Source organism: Actinoplanes subglobosus (assembly GCF_042650585.1).
Classification (GTDB): Bacteria; Actinomycetota; Actinomycetes; order Mycobacteriales; family Micromonosporaceae; genus Actinoplanes; species Actinoplanes subglobosus.
This window is the reverse complement of record NZ_JBHSBL010000015.1, coordinates 226,968-246,168: the sequence shown is the minus strand read 5'-3', so window position 1 is coordinate 246,168 and position 19,201 is coordinate 226,968. Positions and strand designations below refer to the sequence as shown.

Below are 19,201 nucleotides of genomic sequence, written 5' to 3'. Positions count from 1 at the left end.
GCGCCCATGGATCGGCGAACTCTTCTGCGTACCACCATGGCCGGCGCCGGTGGCCTGGCCCTGCCCTTCACCGCCTGGTCGGCCGCCTATGCCGCGCCGGCCCAGAACGCCACCGGCCCGTACGGCGCGCTCCAGGCCGCCGACGCCAACGGCATCCAGCTACCGGCCGGTTTCACCAGCACCGTGATCGCCCGCTCCCGGCAGACCGTGCCGGGCACCACCTACACCTGGCACGACGCCCCGGACGGTGGCGCGGTCATCCCGAACGGCACCGGCTGGATCTACGTGTCCAACTCCGAGGTCAGCTCCTCGGCCGGCGGCGGGGTCTCCCGGATCCTGTTCGACTCGACCGGCGCGATCATCGGCGCGTCCCGGATCCTCTCCGGCACCAACCAGAACTGCGCGGGCGGCAAGACCCCGTGGAACACCTGGCTGAGCTGCGAGGAGGTGAGCCTCGGCCGGGTCTGGGAGACCTACCCGCTGGGCGGCACCGCGGTGGCCCGGCCGGCGATGGGCCGATTCAAGCACGAGGCGGCCGCCGCCGACCCGGTCCGCAAGGTCATCTACCTGACCGAGGACGAGACCAACGGCCGCTTCTACCGGTTCGTGCCCACCACCTGGGGCGACCTGTCCTCCGGCACGCTGCAGGTGATGGTCGCCGGGAGCGCCACGTCCGGCTCGTTCACCTGGGCGAACGTGCCCGACCCGGACGGCTCCCCCACGGTCACCCGCAGCCAGGTGTCCGGGTCGAAGTCGTTCAACGGTGGCGAGGGCTGCCACTACGCCAACGACACGGTGTGGTTCACCACCAAGGGCGACAACCGGGTGTGGCAGGTCAACCTGCTGAACAGCACGTACGAGCTGGCCTACGACGACAACCTGGTCACCTCCGGGAGCGCGCCGCTCACCGGGGTCGACAACGTGACCGGATCGTCGTACGGCGATCTCTACGTCGCCGAGGACGGCGGCAACATGGAGATCTGCATGATCACGCCGGACGACAGGATCTCGGTGTTCCTGCGGGTCACCGGGCAGGGTTCGTCGGAGCTGTGCGGCCCGGCGTTCACCGCGGCCGGCAACCGTCTCTACTTCTCGTCGCAGCGCGGCACCAGCGGCGTGTCCTCGGGTGGCATCACCTACTGCGTCACCGGGCCGTTCCGTACCTGACCCACACCGGCGTGCGGGGTGTCAGTCGCGGGGCCGGCCCGAGGTACTCCGCGACGACGCCCCGCAGTGTGCCCCCGGGTAGCACCGGGGGCTGTTCTGGAACCTCTTTCGTCAGTTGGGGGCGCGGGTGGCGTACCCCCTCATGGTCTTCTTGTCGCGTCCGCGATCGCCTTGTGCGAGACGTGGGCGGTCAGGCCCCCGTCCACGACGATCTCGGCGCCGTTGACATACGCCGACTCGTCGGAGACGAGGTAGACGATGAGCGGAGCGACGTCGGCGGGTGTGCCGACCCGGCCGAGCGGGATCTCCGGAAGCGCCGCGTCGAAGAAGGCCTGTGGCGCCGACGCCATCAGCGGGGTGTCGATGAGGCCGGGCATCACGGCGTTCACCCGGATCCCGCGGACGCCCAGCTCCAGGGAGGCGCTGCGGGTCAGCCCGCGCAGCGCCCACTTGCTGGCCGTGTACGGCGCGGCCGCGTGCCCGGAGACCGCGGCGACCGAGCAGATGTTGACGATCGACGAACCCGCCGGCATCAGCGGGACCAGCGTCTTCATCGACAGCATCGGGCCGGTCAGGTTGATGGCCAGGGTGTTCTCCCAGGCGGCGACGTCGATGTCGGGCAGCCGGTCACGGCCGGTGACGCCGGCGTTGTTGACGATCGCGTCGACCCGGCCGTATTCGGACCGCAGCTCGTCGGCCAGCCGCGTCCACTGAGCCGGCGAGCGGACGTCCAGCGGGCGCACCCCGTCACCGTCCAGCACGTCGGTGGCGATCACCGTCGCCCCCTCGGCCCGCAGCGCCTCGGCCTCGGCGAGTCCCTGACCGCGGGCCGCCCCGGTGACGACCACGATCTTGTCCCTGCACCTCACGGCGTCTCCCACGGGTTGATGTTGGCCGGTTGCCCGCCGTCACCGGTGAGATAGCCGGCGAAGAGTGACTCCGGGTCACGGCGGGACCGGATCTCGTGCAGGCGCCGGTACTGGGCGTCGCCCATGAACCGCAGCTGCCGGGCGGTGAAGTCGGAGTCGCCGAGATACTGACCGGCGGTGACCGGCTGCAACGCGGTCATCCGGTCGGTCAGCCAGGCCCGCAGCGGCTCGTCGTCGGCCGGGTCGTCGTAGACGAGATAGGTCGCGCAGTACACCTCGGACTGCATCGAGAACGCCATGTCCGGCAGCTCCCGCAGCGGGGCCATGCTGAACCAGATCACGAACGACCGCGCGGTCGGCAGTGTCGTGAACAGCTCGGTCACGGCCGGCGACAGCCCGGTCAGCCAGGCGTTGTCGACGATGTAGCGGTAGCCCTCCGGGTTCGCCGCGAGCTGCCGTTCGGCGTGCGACTCGAACGACGACGGCTCGGCGGTCCGCCGGACCAGCGCCCTGCCGATCGCCGGGCAGGTCTCCAGCGGCGCGAGGGCCTCGACGGCGGCGGGCATCGTGTCGCACAGCGCGAGACCGGTGACGGCGAGCGTGCCCTCGGCGGAGACGGCCACGATCTCGACATCCGGCGAGACGGTGTGGTGCATGCCGTCCAGCCAGGTCATCACCTCGTCGAACGCATCGAGGGGGTAGACGTGCACGGTCTCGGCGATCGCCGCCGGGAACGGACGGGTCCGCAGGTGGAAGCGGGTGACCAGGCCGAAGAACCCGGGACCGGCGCCGCGGGCGGCCCAGAACAGGTCACTGTTCTCCGTCTCGGAGGCGCGGACCAGTTCGCCGTCGGCGGTGACCACGTCGATGGCGGCGATCTGCTCGGCGGCCCAGCCCCAGCCGCGGGCGTGGTAGCCCTGGCCGCCCTGCAGCAGGAACCCGCCGACACCCACGGTCGGGCAGTGGCCGCCGGCGAAGAACCTGCCGTGCGAGGCCAGGAACGGCCGCAGTTCCTGGCCTCCCTTCACCGACGGCGTGACCGAGACGATCGTGGTCGCCGGGTCGTACGTCATCTCACGGAAGCCGCCCAGGTCGATCAGGAGCGCGTCGTCCCGGACACTCCACGCCGCCCAGCTGTGCCCGCCGGAGCGGACCGAGACCTTCCAGCCGTTGGCGCGGGCCAGGTCAACCCCGTCGACCAGGTCCTGTTCACAGGTGGCGAGCAGGACCGCGGCGGGTTCCCGGGACGGGCGGCGGGCGTTGAAGACCCGGCCGACCCGGGCCTGCTCCCAGTCCGGGTCGCCGGGGCGTACCAGCTTGTTCATCCGGTCTCCTGAAGAAGCCATGCTCAGCCGCCCATCGCGGAGACGCCGCCGTCGATCGGGATGTCCGCGCCGTTGATGAACGTCGCGTCGTCGGACGCCAGGAACGCCGCCAGCTTCGCCACGTCCGACGGCTCACCGACCCGGCGCGACGGCGTCATCCTCAGCAACGACGGCACCGGCCCGTCCGGATCGTCGACGAACTGCGCCGTCTCCGGCGTGCGGATCATCCCCGGCGAGATCACGTTGGCCCGGATACCGACGTCGGCTCCCTGCGCGGCCAGGTGTCTCGTCAGCGCGAGGACGCCGCCCTTCGCGGCGCCGTGCGGGGCCATCGGCACGAACGCGACACCCCGCTTGGCGGCGACCGAGGCGACGTTGAGGATCACGCCGCCGCCGCGACTCACCAGGTGGGGCCAGGCCGCACGGGTGCAGTGGAAGACCAGGTGCAATTCGTTCTGGATCGTGAAATACCAGTCTTCTTCCGGCAGGGTGTCGATCGGCCCGTGCCGGAGCGCCGAGGCGTTGTTGTAGAGGATGTCGATCCCGCCGAAGGCCTCGACCGCGGCGTTCGCCCACGCGTCGGCGCCGGCCTGCCCGCTCAGGTCGACCGGGTCCAGCGACCGCATCACGCCGCCCGCCGCCGCCACCATCTCCCGGGTCTCGGCGTCGGCGGCCGCGTCCAGGTCGGCGCCGAACACCGTCGCCCCGCACGCCGCGAACTCGAGAGCGGCGGCGCGGCCCACTCCCCTGCCGGTGCCGCTGATCAGCGCCACCTTCCCGGTCAGGTCGGTCATGCGGCACGCTCCACGAGCTCCAGCAGATTGCCCTCCGGGTCGGCGACATAGGCCATGGTCACCCCGGGTTCCGGAGACGGGCACGGTTTCATGACAGGCTTGGCGCCGAGCGCCAGGAGACGATCAAAAGCAGACACCACATGGGGTACGCCAAAAGCGACGTGCCCGAATCCGCGACGAAGCACGGCCGCGGCCGGTGAGCCGGAGGGTTCCGGGCCCACACTGCCGGGGCGGTGCAGCAGTTCCAGGCGATAGCCGTACCGCTCGTGAACGAGCATCACGATGTCCAGATCCACGGCGTCGACCCGCAGCCGGAGCTCGACCTGAAGCCCGAGGGCGGCTCGGTACCACTCGGTCGCCGCCTCCAGATCCGCGACGCTGAGCCCCACGTGATCAAACCTCATCGCTCCGTCCTTCCGCCGAGCAGAAGGGCTGTCGCGGCTCGCCGGCGGGTCCGGAACATGGGCGACCCCTTCAGATCATCTTCGATGTGAGCGCCGTCGCCGGCTTGAAGGAAGCCAACCAAAGCTCGAAACATCGCGGAAATCGCCCGTTGACATGGTAGCGATCAGGCTCCGTGATGGTGCGTTTCCGCAGGTAGGAGACGACCTGACTCTCGGCGCCCGGGTCAGGTGGAGGGCCGGGAGTCGCCGTCGGGGTCCTTCGTGGCGCACACGCTCAGGAGGATGTCGCGGGTCGAACCCATGCCCATCCGGTTCTCCGTACTCGACATCGCGGCGACCGCACGCAGGAGCGGGTCGATGTCGGCTCCCCCGGCGCGGGCCCGCCGGCACAGTCCGTCGAGGGCGAGGAGCATGTCCCGGGTGTCGTCGCCCTGATCCAGAGCGGACAGGTGCACGAGTCTCCGTCGCAGGTCGCCGGGCTCCGCCGCCGCCCACGCGAAAGAGCGATACCTCCGGAAGACGCCGCGGATCCGGGCCCGATCCGGTTCCGGACCCTGCTCGTACGCGTCGAGAAGCTCGCCCAGCAGCGTCAGCGCCTCCCCCGGCGGCCCGGACCAGACGGGCGGGCCCGGCTCCCGCCGTGTCGCGATCGGCTCGATCGCCCGGTCCACGACCGCCACCCGCTCCTCGACCCGGTCCAGATCCACGTCCCGGACGATATCGACGCTCGCCAAGCCCTTCTATCGTGACGTGCGTGATGACCGTCGCGACTGTGGCGTTCTGCTTCGGCGTTCTCCTCGTGGCCGGAGCCGGAATCTTCCTCCTCCTGATACTCGGCGACCTGCGGGCCCTCTGGACCCTGCACCGCCTCCGGCCCTCCCCCGTCGGCACCCGGGGCCGGGTCGCCCTGGAAGGCACCACCGAATACGGCATCGCCGGCCGCCAGATCGCCCCGGCCACCGGCGAGGACTGCGCGTGGTACCGGCTGGTGCTGCTCCGCGAACCCAGCCGCGCCCTCACCACCGGCGACTACGGGCCCGACCACGACGTGATCCTCGAGATCGAGTCACCGGCGTGGCCCGCGATCGCCGACCACGCCGCCCGCATCCCGGTCGACCCACGGCTGGTGTCACCGTCGCGGGCGCTCTACGACCCGATCATGAGCGGGCCGTACGCCTACACCGTCACCAGCCTGGAACACCGGCACGCCGCACCGGTGCCGCTGCCCCCGATCGTGCCCGACGACGTCGTCGCCGATCTGCGAAGGTCCGAACGTCTCCGGCTCACCGAGATCCGCCTGCCTCGCGGGGTGCCGGTGTTCGCGCTCGGGCGCACCACCAGCCGGGGCCTGCTCCCCAGCCGGACCGGCCTGACCGTCTTCACCACCGACAGCCGGGCGAAGACGATCGCCGTCCGCCGCGACGACATCCGGACCGGCCGCATGGGTGCCGTCTGGCTCACCGCCATCGGCCTGGTCCTGGCCGTACCGTCCGCCCTCTACCTGACCAGCCTGCCCGGCTGACCGCCGGGCGGGCCCTCCTTCGGTCCGGCGATCAACGGGCCCGCTGGATGTCCGGTGATCAGCGCAGCGCCGGGTAGAGCAGGCCGGTGGCGCAGACTCCGACGAGAGCGCCGGCGAGGACCTGGGCGGTGGTGTGGTCACGGAGGTGGACCCGGGACCAGCCGACGGCCGCCGCCAGCGGCCACGTGAACAACAGCGCCCAGCCGAAGACGACCGTGAAGGTGACAGCGGTCCCGGCCGCCACCAGGGAGTGGAGGGAGATCTTCCACCGGGCCAGCAGAGTGATCGGGACAGCCACCAGCAGTGCCACGGCCATGCAGGCGATCAGGGCCAGCAGGTCCCGGGGCGCACCGGCCGCGGCCAGGGCGAGCGTGCCGGAGACAGTCGAACCCAGGCAGACCAGCATCGGCAGGGTTCGCTGGGACCGGACACCGACATGCCGATCGGTCCAGGAGCCCCGGCGCACGCCGCGCAGGATGTAGGCGATCGGCAGAAAACTTGCCGCAGCCGCCGCGACCACACCCATGACCAGCGCCGACATCGGGGACCCGGCGGAAGCACCGGCAACCGCGAACAGAACCCCGGCCACCAGCACCGCCGGCGACAGGATCTCGGTGAACAGCCGCGCCACCCGGTCGGCGACCGCGACCCGCCCGGTGCTTGACGCCGCTATGACGTCGATCATCGCAAATCCCCGTTCCCGGACCCAGGCACGGTCCCACCCGCACCACACCCTCCCCAACATCCCAAGAGGCCGTTCCCCGACTTCCGGTTTCCGGGGTTCCAGAGACGCACCCAGGCACCGGATGCTAAAACCCGCCCGACCGCCCATGCGCAGGCGCTGCCTCACCCCACCCCTGGTCCCCCGGCATCGCATCACCCTCCGCTGCTGCCGACGGCTGGGGATCTTGACCCCGGCAATGGGGCGTAAGAGGCTCTCGGGCGTGAAGCGCTTACTGCCGACCGCGGCTGCGGCCATCTTCCTCGTAGCTCTCTGCCTGCGACCCGCCATCACCGCGGTCGGGCCACTGTTGCCGCAGATCAGCCTGGACCTGGAGCTCAGCGAGTCGGCGCAGGGGCTGCTGGGAGCGTTGCCGTTGCTGGCGTTCGCGTCCGTGTCGCCGCAGGTGCATCGGCTGTCGGCGCGGATCGGCATGGAGCGGGCGGTTCTGGTGGCGCTGCTCGTGCTGGCGGTCGGAGCGGTGGCCCGGTCGTACACGGGGGTGGCGGGTCTGTGGGCCGGCACGATCGTGATCGGGTGTGCGATCGCTGTCGGGAACGTGCTGGTCCCGGCGATCGTGAGGCGGGACTACGCGGCGAACGTCTCGCGGGCCACCGGGCTCTACACGACGTTCATCGTGGTCGGGGCCGGCACGGCGTCGGCGGTGGCGGTGCCGGTCGCGGACGCTGCCGACTGGCGGTTCTCGCTGGCGCTGTGGGCGATTCCGGCATTGCTCGCCGCGGTGGTGTGGGTGCCGCGGGCACGGGCGGCGCCAGTGATCGAAAACGGGCCTCCGGGTGAGGGCGCGGCTGTCTGGCGGCAACCGGGGACCTGGTTGATCACGGCGTTCATGGGACTGCAGAGCACCTGCTTCTACGTGCTGGTGACCTGGTTGCCGACGATCGAGATCGCGTACGGGGTGTCGGAGCGGGCGGCGGGGCTGCATCTGTTCGTGTTCCAGGGTGTGGGGATCCTGGGCGGGCTGGCGATTCCGGTGCTGCTGCGTGATCCGGCGACGCGGGCGGCCGGTGCGGTCGCGGCGAGTCTGCCGGTGGTCGTGGCGATCGTCGGACTGCTGGCGGCGCCGGGGGCGGTACTGCTGTGGACCGGGATCGCCGGGCTGGGCCAGGGTGCGGCGCTGGTGGTGGCGCTGACGCTGATCAGTCTCGGCGGGCGTACGCCGTCGGAGACGACCCGGCTGTCGGGCATGGCCCAGTCGCTGGGGTATCTGCTGGCGGCGGCCGGTCCGGTGGCCGCCGGGGTGCTGGCCGAACGGACGGGGACCTGGACGGCTACCCTCGTCATGATCATCGGACTGGGCGTGCTGCAGACGGCGGCGGGCGCGGCCGCGGCACGAACGGGATCTCGATCATGAGGCACGCACAGATGCTCACCGGCCGCGGCACAGGCAGGATCTCGATCATGAGGCACGCACAGATGCTCACCGGCCGCGGCACAGGCAGGATCTCGATCATGACGCACGCACAGGCGCTGACCGGCCCAGGCAGGGCCGAGGAACAGGCGGGATCTCGATCATGATGCGCGCGCTGGTGCTGACCGGTCCGGGTGCGGCCGAGGTACGGGAGGTCCCGGCGCCGGTGGCCGGTCCGGGGCAGGTCGTCGTCGAGGTGGAGCGGGCCGGGGTCTGCGGCACCGATGTGGAGTTGTTCACCGGCGAGATGAGTTACCTGCACAGCGGCGTGTCGTCGTATCCGCTGCGCCCGGGCCACGAGTGGTCGGGGACCGTCCGGGAGGCCGGCGCCGGTGTCGACGCGTCGTGGCTGGGCCGGCGGGTCACCGGGGACACGATGATCGGTTGCGGACATTGCCGCCGGTGCGTGGGCGGGCGGCACCATGTCTGCCCGGAGCGGCACGAGCTCGGGATCCGCGACGGGCTGGCCGGTGCGCTGGCCGAGCGCCTGGCGTTCCCCGCGAACCGTCTGCACGTGCTGCCGGACGGTGTGGACGCTACGGCGGGTGCGCTGGTGGAGCCGGCCGGCAACGCGCAGCGCTGTGTCGACGCGGCCGCCCTGGCAGCCGGGGAACGGCTGCTCGTGCTGGGTACGGGCACGATCGGGTTGCTCACCGCGATGCTGGCGCGGGCCCGTGGCGTCGAGGTGCACCTGCTCGGGCAGGAGCTGGCGTTCGCGCGGTCGCTCGGGTTCGCCGAGTCGTGGACGCGCGGGTCGCTGCCGTCGCTGCCGTGGGACGCGGTCGTCGACGCCACCAACGCGGCGTCGATGCCGGCCCTGGCCGTGGACCTGGTCGAGCCGGGCCGGCGGGTCGTCTGCATCGGGCTGTCCGGGGCGCCCAGCATGATCGACACGCGGGACGCGGTGCTGAAGGACGTGACGGCGGTCGGCATCCTCGGCGCGTCGGCGGGGCTGGCGCCGGCGATCGAGGCGTTCGCGTCCGGGGCCGTCGATCCCCGGCCGCTGGTCGCCGCGACGGTCTCCCTCGACGAGGCCGCCGCGGTGCTGGCGGGCCGTCGTCCGGCCACCGCGGGCCCCGGCCCCAAGATCCTCATAGACCCACGGAGGACCATCGAGGGGTACGCGTGAGCGGCCCCGTGCGGCACCAGCCACGATCACGGGTCACCGGCCGCGAGCCGTAGCCCCGGCACCCCCAGCCGATGGGGTGCCGGACCCACGGCTCGCGCGCGGCGCACGGTGCGGGTCGCATTCAGCCCGGCGGCCGCGTTTCGGCCCGGACGGAACGCCCTGCTCGCGGTGTGGCCACGGTGCTCTTCATGGCCGTACCGAATGATGGTTTTCAGACAGTCAGAGACCAGGTGTTGAGGTATCCGCTGTCGCCGGAATAGTTGTCCCTGACGCTGAGGCGCCAGGCGCCGTTCGCGGTCTCCGACGACAGGTTCGCGGTATAGGTGGTGATCACGTCGGCGGCGCTGTCGCTGCTGCTCGCGGCCTTGAGGACGTAGTAGGTGCCGTCGGGTGCGTAAAGGTAGACCGAGATGTCGCCGCGGAACGGGTGGACGATGTTGACATAGACCGCCGACGTGGCGGACGCGGTCGTGCGCGAGCAGCCGGAGATGGTGATCGTGCTGGTCACGGCGCTTCCGGCGTCGGGGATGGTGACGTCCGTGCCGTTGCTGCCGGTGCAGGTGCCGCCGGTCGCGGTGGCGGTCGGCGAGGTCGTGGGTGACGTCGTGGTGCCGCCGCCGATCATCGTCTCCACCGTCACCGTGCTGTTGGTGCACGCGGCGGCGTAGGTGACCAGGGCGTTCTTCTCGGCGGTGTCGACGGTCAGGGCCCAGCGGGTCTTCACCGCCGTCCACTCGGTGACGTAGCGGCAGCGGACACTCGCCAGCGACGGGATCCACTCGGCGGGGTCCTGATCGCCCTTCGACTGGTTGACGTTATCGGTCACCGCGGCCAGGGCGCGGGCGTCGCCGAGATCGTTGGCGTAGGCCTGGCGCTGCGCCGCCGTCCAGTTGCGCGAACCCGAGTCCCACGACTCGGCCAGCGGCACCAGGTGGTCGATGTCCAGGTCGGCGGGGTCGGTCCAGGTGGCGCCGTCGAAGTAGGACAGCCACCGGCCGCCGCTGAGCGCGCAGCCCGACCCGACGCTCGGGGTGACGGTGGCCTCGGCGATCAGGACCTCGTAGCGGGTGTTGCAGCCGTCGCCGTCGGCGTCGATCCAGTGGTTGAACAGGTCACGGTCGTAGCCGGTGCGGACCTCGGTGGCGACCGGCAGGTTGGCGACCATGGTGCGCAGCGGCTGGGAGATCGTCGCGGCCTGGGCCGGTCCGGCGGTGGTCACGACGGCGATCAGGCCGCCGGCCAGGGCGGCTGCCGCCGCCGTGGCCAGGGCCAGGTGTTTCCGGATCATGGGGGGTCTCCGGTTCCTCGGGGGGCTTTCCGCGATTCTCCGGCGACTCAAGACATTTATTGATGCCAATGTGACATGCCAGCTGGGTAATCGGCCCGGCGATATGTCAGGGCGATGACGTCCTGACGCGCTGACCCCGATACCGATCCCCGGACTCGGTCGGGAATGTTCGCCGCGAGGAGACCTGGGCGATCACGACGTTCAGCGGCTGCGCGGTCATCGGCTCACGGCCCCGGAGGGAGGGGGCGGCGGCCGGCGAACCCGAGGTCGGCCCGGTGGTACCAGGTGATGTCCGTGTCGCCTTCGAGCCAGCACAGCAGGACCGGGACGTCGTCGAGGGTCGCCGGGAAGTCGACCAGGAGCGGGGCGACACCCTTGAGTTCGGCGCCGGTCTCCTGGACGGTCGTCATCAGTTCGTTGAGGCGGGCCTCGGCCGCCTTGCGTTCGGGGAGGCCGCCGAGCGGGCTGGGTGCGCCGCCGGGCGTGAGGGCGGCGGAGAGTTCGACCAGGTCGGCCCGGACGGTGACGATCTCGGTGAGGACCGGGCGGAGGCGGGCCAGTTCGGCGCGCGCCTCGGGCAGTGTGAACAGACCCATGCCGCAGAGTCTGCCAAACGGACGGATCGGGCCCGGCGGAAGGCCGCCGGGCCCGATCATCTGGGGAACGGGATCAGACCGTCAGGGTCCAGCTGTTGATGGTGCCGGTGTCGGAGGCGTAGACGTCCTGGACCGAGAGCTTCCAGGCGCCGTCGGCGGTCTCGCTCGACAGGTTGGCGGTGTAGGTGGTGTTGACGTTGTCGGTGCTGTCCGAGCTGCTGCTGGCCTTCAGGCTGTAGCTGGTGCCGTCCGGAGCGACCAGGGCGATCACCAGGTCACCGCGGTAGGTGTGGGTGATGTTCACCGCGACCGTCGAGGTGGAGGAGGCCGCCCGGCCGCAGCCGGAGATGGTGATGGTGCTGGTCACCGCGGAGCCGGCGTCGGGGATGGCGGTGGCCGTCGCGTTGGTGCCGGTGCAGCCGGTCGGGGTGGGGGTGGTGCCGCCGCCGGTGCCGACCTGGAGCAGCAGGTTGGGCGAGCCGGTGCCGGCGCTGGTGACCTTGCCGCTGACGGCGGCGCCGGTCAGGGCCGAGGCGACCTGTGCGGGGGTGTAGGACGGGTTGGCCTGGAGGATCAGCGCGGCCGCGCCGGCGACGTGCGGAGTGGCCATCGAGGTGCCGCTGATCGTGCTGGTGGCGCTGGTGCTGGTGTACCAGGCCGAGGTGATCGACGAGCCGGGCGCGAAGATGTCCAGCGTGCTGCCGTAGTTGGAGTAGCTGGCGCGGGCGTCGGTGCTGGTCGTCGCGCCGACCGTGATCGCCGAGGCCACGCGGGCCGGTGAGTAGCTGGAGGCGTTCGCGTTGTCGTTGCCGGCCGCGACGGCGTAGGTGATGCCGGCCGCGATCGAGTTCGACACCGCGGTGTCGAGGGTGCTGCTGGCGCTGCCGCCGAGGCTCATGTTGGCGACGGCCGGCTTGATGGCGTTGCTGGTCACCCAGTTGATGCCGGAGATGACGCCGGCGGTGGTGCCGCTGCCCTCGCAGTCGAGGACGCGGACGCCGACGAGCTGGACGGCCTTGGCCACACCGTAGGTGGTGCCGCCGACGGTGCCGGCGACGTGCGTGCCGTGGCCGTTGCAGTCGGTGGCGTTGCTGTCGCTGTCGACGAAGTCGTAGCCGCTGACCGCGCGCCCGCCGAACTGGCTGTGCGTGGTCAGGATGCCGGTGTCGATGATGTACGCGTGCACGCCGGACGCCGTGTTCGGGTAGGTGTAGGTCGTCGACAGCGGCAGGCTGGCCTGGTCGATGCGGTCGATGCCCCAGGTCGCGTTGGTCTGGGTGTCGGCGAGCCGGATGATCTGGTTCTGCTCGACGTAGGCGACCTTCGAGTTCGCCGCCAGCCGCTTGGCCTGCGTCTCGGTCAGTGTCGCCTCGTACCCGTTGAGGGCCTTGCCGAAGCCGCGCTTGACCGCGCCGCCGTACGACTTGGTGAGCCCGGCCTCGCTGGCGCCGTCCTTGAGCACGACGATGTAGCTGCCTTCGATGGCGTCGGGCGAACCGGCCTCGCGGATGGTCCCGGTCGGTTCGGCGGCCAGCGCTGGGGTGATGGCGCTCAGGCTCATGCCGAGCGCGAGGGCGGCCACGCCGGCTGCTCTGCGGTGGAGTCTCACGTCCCCTGGTCCCTTCGGTAGGAGCCGTCGCCCCCAACGGCTTGCTCTCCGAGGGACGCTACTGACGGGTAGATAGATACCGGTAGATCGCGGGTGGCCCCGTCAGGTCGTGATATGCCCGCACATAGCGGCTGAACGGCACAAGAGGGATTCCCCTTGCCGCAACCCGGCCGATGTGACCCCCCACCAGGAGATCGACTAGGTTGTCGCCGTGTTGGCGAGACTGCGTGACCATGCGATCCGAACTGTTCTGTCCCCCTGCGGGTGGATAGTCGGGATGGCGATCTTCCTGTTCGCGCCCTGGGCACGGGCCCAGTACGACGCCTATGCGGTCGGCGCCTGCGACCTGGGCATCTTCTACCAGGCGGTGCAGGGCTGGGCCAACGGCGGATGGCCGATGGTGCCGATCAAGGGGTACGTCCAGCTGGGCGACCACTTCTCCCCGGCCTTCGCCCTGCTCGCGCCGCTGGTCTGGATCAACGACGACGCGCTGATGCTGGTCTACGCCCAGGTGGTGCTGATCTGCCTGTCCGGCATCCCGATCTACCACATGTTCCGGCGGCGGCACGGCATCCTGATCGGCTCCGCCATGCTCATCGCCTACCTCGGTAGTCATGCCGTCTTCGGCACCATCCAGTTCCCCGTGCACGAGGTGATGTTCGGCGCGCTCTTCCTGGCCTGGGGGCTGGAGCGGATGCTGGCCGGCAGGTGGACGCAGGCGACGATCCTGTTCGCGATGCTGGTCACGGTCAAGGAGGACGGCGGGCTGATGTGCGCGCTGATCGGCCTCTACGCCCTGTTCAACCGGCAGTGGAGGCACGGCGCGTTCCTGATCGGGTGGGGCGTGTCCTGGTTCGTGGTGACGCTCAAGTTCATCATCCCCAACCTCAACCCGGGCGGCTTCACCTACGCCAAGGACTATCAGGAGAGCCTGCACGCGGACGGGCTGTTCGCCGGGATCCCGTACATGCTGACGCATCCGCTGGAGATCCTCGGGCTGATGACGAACGAGCCGGCAAAGGTCGAGACGTGGCAGCAGCTGCTGATCCCGGTCGGGTTCGCGGCGCTCGCGTCACCGCTGGCGCTGCTCATCGTGCCGGTGATGCTGAGCCGGATGCTGTCGTCGCGGGAGACACAGTGGTCGCACAGCCTCTACTACGACATGCCGCTGATCCCGATCCTGTTCGCGGCGGTGGCCGACGGGTTCCGGCGCATCGGCAGCCTGGTCGACCGGGCCCGGGGCATCGGCCCGGACCCGGATCCGCAGCTGCCGCCGAAACCCGACGCCGAGCCGGCGAAGGAACGCGCCTGGTGGAACCCGCGGACCGCGACCGTGATGGCCGCCGTCGCCGCGCCGGTCTTCCTCTGGTTCGGCGTGCAGAACCTGACCGACAACGCGATCGTGACGTGGTACCAGGGCACCGCGAAACCGTTCAACAACCAGGCGATCGTCGGTGAGGCCCCGGCAGCACTGGCCCACATTCCCGGGGGCGTGACCGTACGGGCCACTAACAACCTGCTCATCCCCCTGTTGCCGACCAACGAGGTGACCCTGATCGGCTCGAACGTGGACGAGGGTGACTGGGCGATCGTGGACAAGGTCAACCCGAGCTGCCCGATCGGCCGCAACGAGATCCCGCAGATCATGAAGCAGCTCGACCTGATGGGTTTCCGGCAGGTCTACATCACCGACTCGAAGCGGATCGTCGTCCTGCACCGGACCGCACCGGCCCTGCAGCCCATCCGGGGCACCGGCACGGCAAGCTGATAGCAGCCTGAAGGGAGGCGCCGGAGTGGACAGGCCGTTCGCCGAGACGTTCGCACAGCTGCTCAAGGCCCGGATTCCGGTGCTCTACCTGGAGACCTACGAGGAACAGCGCGCCCTGCACAAGATCCGGTCGGTGGCCGGTCACCCGGATCTGGTGCGGGTGCCGCGCCCGGTCTGGACGTGGACGATGACCGGCGGCCTGATCCAGCCGAACGGGGAGCCCCGCTCCGGCGTGCAGAGGGCCACCGACGCGCTGCGGGCCCTGCCGCGGATCGAGGAGCCGGGCGTCTTCGTCTTCCGGGACCTGCACCGGCTGCTCCCGGACGACATCACCGGCGCGGAGCCGGTCCGTCTGCTGCGCGACATCGCCGAGGCGTTCCGGACCGGACGGCATCCGCGCACGCTGGTGCTCATGTCGCCGGTGCTGCACCTGCCGGTGGAGCTGGCCAAGGACGTCACGATCGTGGATTTCCCGCTGCCCGGTGCGGCCGAGCGACGTGCCCTGCTGGACGCGATGATCCAGTCCAATCAGCGGTTGCGGGTCGAACTGGACGAGGCGGGCCGGGAGCAGCTGGCCACGGCGGCGGCCGGTCTGACCATGCAGGAGGCGGAGAACGCCTACGCCCGGGCCATGGTCAGCAGTCAGGTCCTGGACCGGTCCGGGCTCGACGTGGTGCACGACGAGAAGCGCCAGACCATCCGCAAATCGGGCGTGCTCGAGGTCGTCTCCACGGACCTCGGCCTCGACGACGTCGGCGGCCTGGGCAAGTTGAAGTCCTGGCTGCTCAAGCGCAACGGATCGTGGCTGGCCGACGCCGCCGACTACGGCCTTCCGACCCCGCGCGGTGTGCTGATCACCGGCATCCCGGGCTGCGGCAAGTCGCTGACCGCAAAGGCGATGGCGGCGGCCTGGAGCATGCCGCTGCTGCGTTTCGACATCGGCAAGATCTTCGAGGGCGTGGTCGGCGCGAGCGAGCACAACATGCGTTCGGCGTTGCGCACGGCCGAGGCCATCGCGCCGTGTGTGCTGTGGATCGACGAGATCGAGAAGGGCTTCGCCGGCACCGGGACCACCGACTCCGGCACCAGTTCGCGCGTGTTCGGCACCTTCCTCACCTGGATGCAGGAGAAGACGGTTCCGGTGTTCGTGATCGCGACCGCCAACGCGTTCCACGGTCTGCCACCGGAGCTGCTGCGCAAGGGCCGGTTCGACGAGACGTTCTTCGTCGACCTCCCGAACCACGCCGAGCGGATCGCGATCTGGCGGGTGCATCTGCGCCGGGCGATGTCCCACCCTCGCGCAGCCGGCGGCATCGAGCTCGACGATCCATTGTTGATCGAATTGTCCGGCCTGACCGACGGCTACTCCGGCGCCGAGATCGAGCAGGCGGTCACCGCCGCGCTGTTCGACGCCTTCTCCGACCGGCGACCGCTGAGCCGTGACGACCTGGTCCGTGCGGTGATGAGCATCGTGCCGCTCAGTGTCACGCAGGCCGAGCACATCACCGAGTTGCGCGCCTGGGCGGGCACCCGTGCCGTCTCGGCGACCGGCAACGAGGACTGGGGGCTGTCCGAGCGGTAGGGTGTCGGCACACCACACAGGAACGGGGGTTTCACGGTGAGTGTGACGATGCTCCTGGTGCCGCTGGCGATGGCCGGCGCCGCCGCGGTCAAGGCCGCCGCCGACCGCAAGGCCGACGGCGTCTGCCGGGTCGCCACCCGGATGCGTGACACCGGCATGCTCGGTGACGCGCTGCGCGACACCGGCGCCACCGTCACCCTGACGGACGATCACGCCGCGGTCCGATGGACCGACGGCGTCGATGCGACCTTCTCCCGCGACGCCGAGGGCATCTGGTCAGCCCATTTCAGCGGTGCGGACGAGGCTGGCGCGATCCGGAAGGTGTCCGAGGTGGACGCCGCGTATGGACGGCTGGTCCAGCGGGCGGTGCTGGAGCGCCTCCGCGATCAGGCCCCGGCGGCCGGGCTGCGCCTGGAGTCGGAGACCGTCGCCGCCGACACGTCGGTCCGCATGGTCTTCCAGGTGCAGAGGGAGCGCGCATGAGCGAGCAGCCGCGCATCGTGGTGACCGTCGCCCCCGACGGCACCGTCACCGCCGAGACGGTCGACATCCTCGGTGAGCGCTGCCTCGACTGGATCGCCGTCCTGGAGGACCTGGTCGACGGCCGGGTGCACGACAGCGCCTACACGACGGACTACACGCGCGAGCAGCAGACCGCGCGCCAACAGCAGGTGAACCGTGACGTGGACCCCGCCTGACCCGTACCGTCAGCCGCTCTCCTGGAAGCTGGCGAACAGTTCCTGGCTGCTCGCCCCGATCCTGACGTTCGGCTGCGCCAGCGTGGCCGGGTTCCTCTACGTCGGGTTGCGCGCCAGGCGGCCGGCGTGGTGGATCGCCGGCATCGTCTACACGGTCGCGGCCAACGTGTTCCTGTTCGCCGGCGACAGCCTGCCCCAGGATTCGGCGGCGTCGACGCTGATGGCGCTGCTCTGGGTGCTGACGTGGGTGGCGTCGGTGGCGCACGCGGTGGCCATCAACGGTTCCTGGCTGCGATGGCTGGCCGGCCATCGGTGGCAGGCCCACGCGCCGCAGCCGCCGCCGTGGTCCTACGGCCCGGCACAGCCCTGGACGTACCCGCCGCACCCACCGCTGCCGCCGGAGATCCAGCAGGCAGTGCCGGCTCCGGACCGGTACTATGCGGCGCCGCCTCCACCCCCGGTTCCGGTTCCGGTTCCGGTTCCGGTTCCGGTTCCGGTTCCGGTGACCCTGGACGTCAACACGGCGAGTGCGGACGATCTCGCGGCCCTGCCGTCGTTCGGTCCGGAGCGGGCTGCACGCGCGGTGGCCGCCCGGCAGGAGCGCAACGGCTTCGGTACGGTCGCGGAGTTCGCGGCCGCCGCCGAGCTGGCGCCGCACCAGTTCGCGGCCGTCCGTGACCGCCTGACCTGCACACCGCCCGCGCCGCCGGTGCAGGCGCAGCCCGAGCGGGACGTGCCGTATGGCCGCGTCGTCGACATCTGACCCGCTCGTCCGGGTGGCCCGGTTCCTCGACCGGACGACGGCCGAGGGCCCGGGCGAGCGCACCGCGATCTGGGTGCAGGGCTGCTCGATCCGCTGCCCCGGCTGCTTCAACCCGCAGTTGTTCACCACCCGCGGTGGCACGCCGACGAGCGCGGACGAGCTGGTCGACCGGGTGGTCGCGGCCGGCACGAGCGGTGTCACCCTGCTCGGCGGCGAACCCTTCGAGCAGGCCGCGGGGCTCGCCGCCGTCGCTTCCGGCGTGCGGCGGGCCGGGCTCACCGTCATGACCTTCAGCGGGTACGGGTACGCGTACCTGTCCAGCAGCCGCGACCCGGCCGTCGCCGCTCTGCTGGACGCGACGGATCTGCTGGTCGCGGGCCCGTTCCGGGCGGATCTCCTGGACCACGGCCGTCCGTGGGCGGGCTCCACCAACCAGGAGTTCGTGCACCTCACCGACCGTCTGCGTGACGTCGCCGCCCCCGACCGGGTGGAGGTGACGGTGTCGCCGTCCGGTGCGGTGGCGCTGAACGGCTGGGCCGACCAGGACACCCTCGACGCGCTGCTGGCCGGCCTGCCGGTGCGCCGGTCCCGGTCGCGCGACTGACCGGGTGGTACCAGCGGTACCAGGCTGACCGGCCGGGACGCGGCGATACTTGACGGTGTGAGTGAACTGGGCAGGGCGCTGCGCGGCTGGCGTGACCGCACGACACCGCAGGCGGCGGGTGTTCCGGCCGGTGGGGTGCGGCGGGCCGCCGGGCTGCGCCGTGAGGAGTTGGCACAGCTGGCGGGGCTGTCGGTCGACTACGTGGTCCGGTTGGAGCAGGGGCGGGCGACGTCCCCGTCCGTACAGGTGCTGTCGGCTCTGTCCCGCGCTCTCCGGTTGTCACCGGCCGAGCGGGAGCACCTGTTCGTCCTCGCCGGCCAGACCGCCCCCGGCGCCGGGCGGATCCCGGCCGACATCCCGCCCGGGGTGCGCCGCCTGCTCGATCAGCTCGACGGCGTGGCGCTGACCGTGTGCGACGCCGCGTGGCACATGATCGAGTGGAATCCGCTGGCCGCCGCCCTGATCGGTGACATGTCGGAGTTCCGGGGCCGCGAGCGCAACGTCGCGTGGCGCGAGTTCACCGACATGCCGAGCCGGATCCACTGCACGCCGTCGCAGAGAGAGTTGTTCCGTGCCGTGCTGGTCACCGACCTGCGGGCGGCGACGGTGCGGTATCCGGAGGATCGCGGCCTGCGGGAGCTGGTGAAGGGCCTGCGCGCCGCGAACGGTGAGTTCGCCGACCTGTGGGACAGCGGCGCGGTGGGTGTCCACGAGTCGAACAGCAAGTCCGTGCACCATCCGTCGGTCGGCACGTTCACCGTCGACTGCGACGTGCTGACCGCGCCGGGCAGTGATGTGAAGATCGTCGCCTACTCGGCTCCGGTCGGCAGCGACGCCGCCGACCGGCTCAAATTGCTCACCGTGATCGGCACACAGAGCCTGACGCCGTCCTGAGGTCCCGGCGGCTCGCAAATGGTTTGACGCCTCTTG

Annotated in this window: 20 protein-coding genes; 11 read left to right on the top strand and 9 right to left on the bottom strand. The window is 70.9% G+C overall.

Annotated features, from left to right (window positions below):
• Positions 1–6 precede the first annotated feature (6 nt).
• Positions 7–1,167 (top strand): alkaline phosphatase PhoX, encoded by a 1,161-nt coding sequence (locus ACFO0C_RS15850; RefSeq protein WP_378067377.1) that lies wholly within the window; start codon positions 7–9, stop codon positions 1,165–1,167.
• Positions 1,168–1,307: 140 nt separating this feature from the next.
• Here the strand turns inward: ACFO0C_RS15850 and ACFO0C_RS15845 are convergent, their stop codons facing one another.
• The 5 genes from ACFO0C_RS15845 to ACFO0C_RS15825 form a co-directional block, all read right to left on the bottom strand.
• Positions 1,308–2,036, bottom strand: a complete 729-nt coding sequence (locus ACFO0C_RS15845; RefSeq protein WP_378067376.1) for an SDR family NAD(P)-dependent oxidoreductase — start codon at positions 2,034–2,036, stop codon at positions 1,308–1,310.
• Entirely contained in the window at positions 2,033–3,361 is a 1,329-nt protein-coding gene (locus tag ACFO0C_RS15840; RefSeq protein ID WP_378067375.1) for an FAD-binding oxidoreductase, read from the bottom strand. Before ACFO0C_RS15840 ends, ACFO0C_RS15845 begins: the two co-directional genes overlap by 4 nt.
• A 23-nt stretch (positions 3,362–3,384) precedes the next feature.
• Complete coding sequence (locus ACFO0C_RS15835) at positions 3,385–4,155, bottom strand: SDR family NAD(P)-dependent oxidoreductase (protein ID WP_378067374.1); 771 nt, start codon at positions 4,153–4,155, stop codon at positions 3,385–3,387.
• Positions 4,152–4,559 (bottom strand): VOC family protein, encoded by a 408-nt coding sequence (locus ACFO0C_RS15830; protein WP_378067373.1) that lies wholly within the window; start codon positions 4,557–4,559, stop codon positions 4,152–4,154. The genes ACFO0C_RS15835 and ACFO0C_RS15830 overlap by 4 nt, the downstream gene beginning before the upstream one ends.
• A gap of 224 nt (positions 4,560–4,783) precedes the next feature.
• The gene (locus ACFO0C_RS15825; protein ID WP_378067372.1) at positions 4,784–5,293 is read right to left on the bottom strand and encodes a hypothetical protein; all 510 of its coding nucleotides are present in this window, start codon (positions 5,291–5,293) and stop codon (positions 4,784–4,786) included.
• A 23-nt stretch (positions 5,294–5,316) separates the two neighbouring features.
• On the opposite strand from ACFO0C_RS15825, the gene ACFO0C_RS15820 reads away from it, so the two are divergent.
• Positions 5,317–6,081 carry a hypothetical protein gene (locus tag ACFO0C_RS15820; RefSeq protein ID WP_378067371.1) on the top strand — a complete coding sequence of 255 codons (765 nt, stop codon included), beginning with the start codon at positions 5,317–5,319 and terminating at the stop codon, positions 6,079–6,081.
• 58 nt (positions 6,082–6,139) lie between these two features.
• On the opposite strand, the gene ACFO0C_RS15815 is transcribed toward ACFO0C_RS15820, so the two are convergent.
• Complete coding sequence (locus tag ACFO0C_RS15815) at positions 6,140–6,766, bottom strand: phosphoesterase PA-phosphatase (RefSeq protein WP_378067370.1); 627 nt, start codon at positions 6,764–6,766, stop codon at positions 6,140–6,142.
• Positions 6,767–7,025: 259 nt separating this feature from the next.
• Here ACFO0C_RS15815 and ACFO0C_RS15810 point away from each other — a divergent pair, with 259 nt between their 5' ends.
• On the top strand, positions 7,026–8,177 hold the full coding sequence (locus ACFO0C_RS15810; RefSeq protein ID WP_378067369.1) for an MFS transporter: 1,152 nt from the start codon (positions 7,026–7,028) through the stop codon (positions 8,175–8,177).
• A gap of 160 nt (positions 8,178–8,337) precedes the next feature.
• Positions 8,338–9,363 carry a zinc-dependent alcohol dehydrogenase gene (locus ACFO0C_RS15805; protein WP_378067368.1) on the top strand — a complete coding sequence of 342 codons (1,026 nt, stop codon included), beginning with the start codon at positions 8,338–8,340 and terminating at the stop codon, positions 9,361–9,363.
• A 211-nt stretch (positions 9,364–9,574) separates the two neighbouring features.
• Here the strand turns inward: ACFO0C_RS15805 and ACFO0C_RS15800 are convergent, their stop codons facing one another.
• The 3 genes from ACFO0C_RS15800 to ACFO0C_RS15790 all read right to left on the bottom strand — a co-directional run bounded on the left by ACFO0C_RS15800 (position 9,575) and on the right by ACFO0C_RS15790 (position 12,856).
• A complete protein-coding gene (locus ACFO0C_RS15800; RefSeq protein WP_378067367.1) occupies positions 9,575–10,651 on the bottom strand; it encodes a proprotein convertase P-domain-containing protein in 1,077 nt (358 codons plus the stop codon).
• 224 nt (positions 10,652–10,875) lie between these two features.
• Positions 10,876–11,247 carry a DUF2203 domain-containing protein gene (locus ACFO0C_RS15795; RefSeq protein ID WP_378067366.1) on the bottom strand — a complete coding sequence of 124 codons (372 nt, stop codon included), beginning with the start codon at positions 11,245–11,247 and terminating at the stop codon, positions 10,876–10,878.
• A 73-nt stretch (positions 11,248–11,320) separates the two neighbouring features.
• Positions 11,321–12,856: a S8 family peptidase gene (locus tag ACFO0C_RS15790; protein WP_378067365.1), complete on the bottom strand. Its 1,536-nt coding sequence runs from the start codon at positions 12,854–12,856 to the stop codon at positions 11,321–11,323.
• 277 nt (positions 12,857–13,133) lie between these two features.
• On the opposite strand from ACFO0C_RS15790, the gene ACFO0C_RS15785 reads away from it, so the two are divergent.
• The 7 genes from ACFO0C_RS15785 to ACFO0C_RS15755 are packed head-to-tail and all read left to right on the top strand — an operon-like array spanning position 13,134 to position 19,165.
• On the top strand, positions 13,134–14,624 hold the full coding sequence (locus tag ACFO0C_RS15785) for a DUF2079 domain-containing protein (RefSeq protein ID WP_378067364.1): 1,491 nt from the start codon (positions 13,134–13,136) through the stop codon (positions 14,622–14,624).
• Between the two features lie 25 nt (positions 14,625–14,649).
• Positions 14,650–16,206: an AAA family ATPase gene (locus ACFO0C_RS15780; RefSeq protein WP_378067363.1), complete on the top strand. Its 1,557-nt coding sequence runs from the start codon at positions 14,650–14,652 to the stop codon at positions 16,204–16,206.
• 36 nt (positions 16,207–16,242) lie between these two features.
• Positions 16,243–16,689 carry a hypothetical protein gene (locus ACFO0C_RS15775; protein ID WP_378067362.1) on the top strand — a complete coding sequence of 149 codons (447 nt, stop codon included), beginning with the start codon at positions 16,243–16,245 and terminating at the stop codon, positions 16,687–16,689.
• The gene (locus tag ACFO0C_RS15770; RefSeq protein ID WP_378067361.1) at positions 16,686–16,904 is read left to right on the top strand and encodes a DUF2997 domain-containing protein; all 219 of its coding nucleotides are present in this window, start codon (positions 16,686–16,688) and stop codon (positions 16,902–16,904) included. Before ACFO0C_RS15775 ends, ACFO0C_RS15770 begins: the two co-directional genes overlap by 4 nt.
• Positions 16,885–17,667: a helix-hairpin-helix domain-containing protein gene (locus tag ACFO0C_RS15765; RefSeq protein ID WP_378067360.1), complete on the top strand. Its 783-nt coding sequence runs from the start codon at positions 16,885–16,887 to the stop codon at positions 17,665–17,667. The genes ACFO0C_RS15770 and ACFO0C_RS15765 overlap by 20 nt, the downstream gene beginning before the upstream one ends.
• A complete protein-coding gene (locus ACFO0C_RS15760) occupies positions 17,645–18,271 on the top strand; it encodes a 4Fe-4S single cluster domain-containing protein (protein WP_378067359.1) in 627 nt (208 codons plus the stop codon). Before ACFO0C_RS15765 ends, ACFO0C_RS15760 begins: the two co-directional genes overlap by 23 nt.
• Before the next feature lie 57 nt (positions 18,272–18,328).
• The gene (locus ACFO0C_RS15755; RefSeq protein ID WP_378067358.1) at positions 18,329–19,165 is read left to right on the top strand and encodes a helix-turn-helix transcriptional regulator; all 837 of its coding nucleotides are present in this window, start codon (positions 18,329–18,331) and stop codon (positions 19,163–19,165) included.
• Positions 19,166–19,201: the final 36 nt, after the last annotated feature.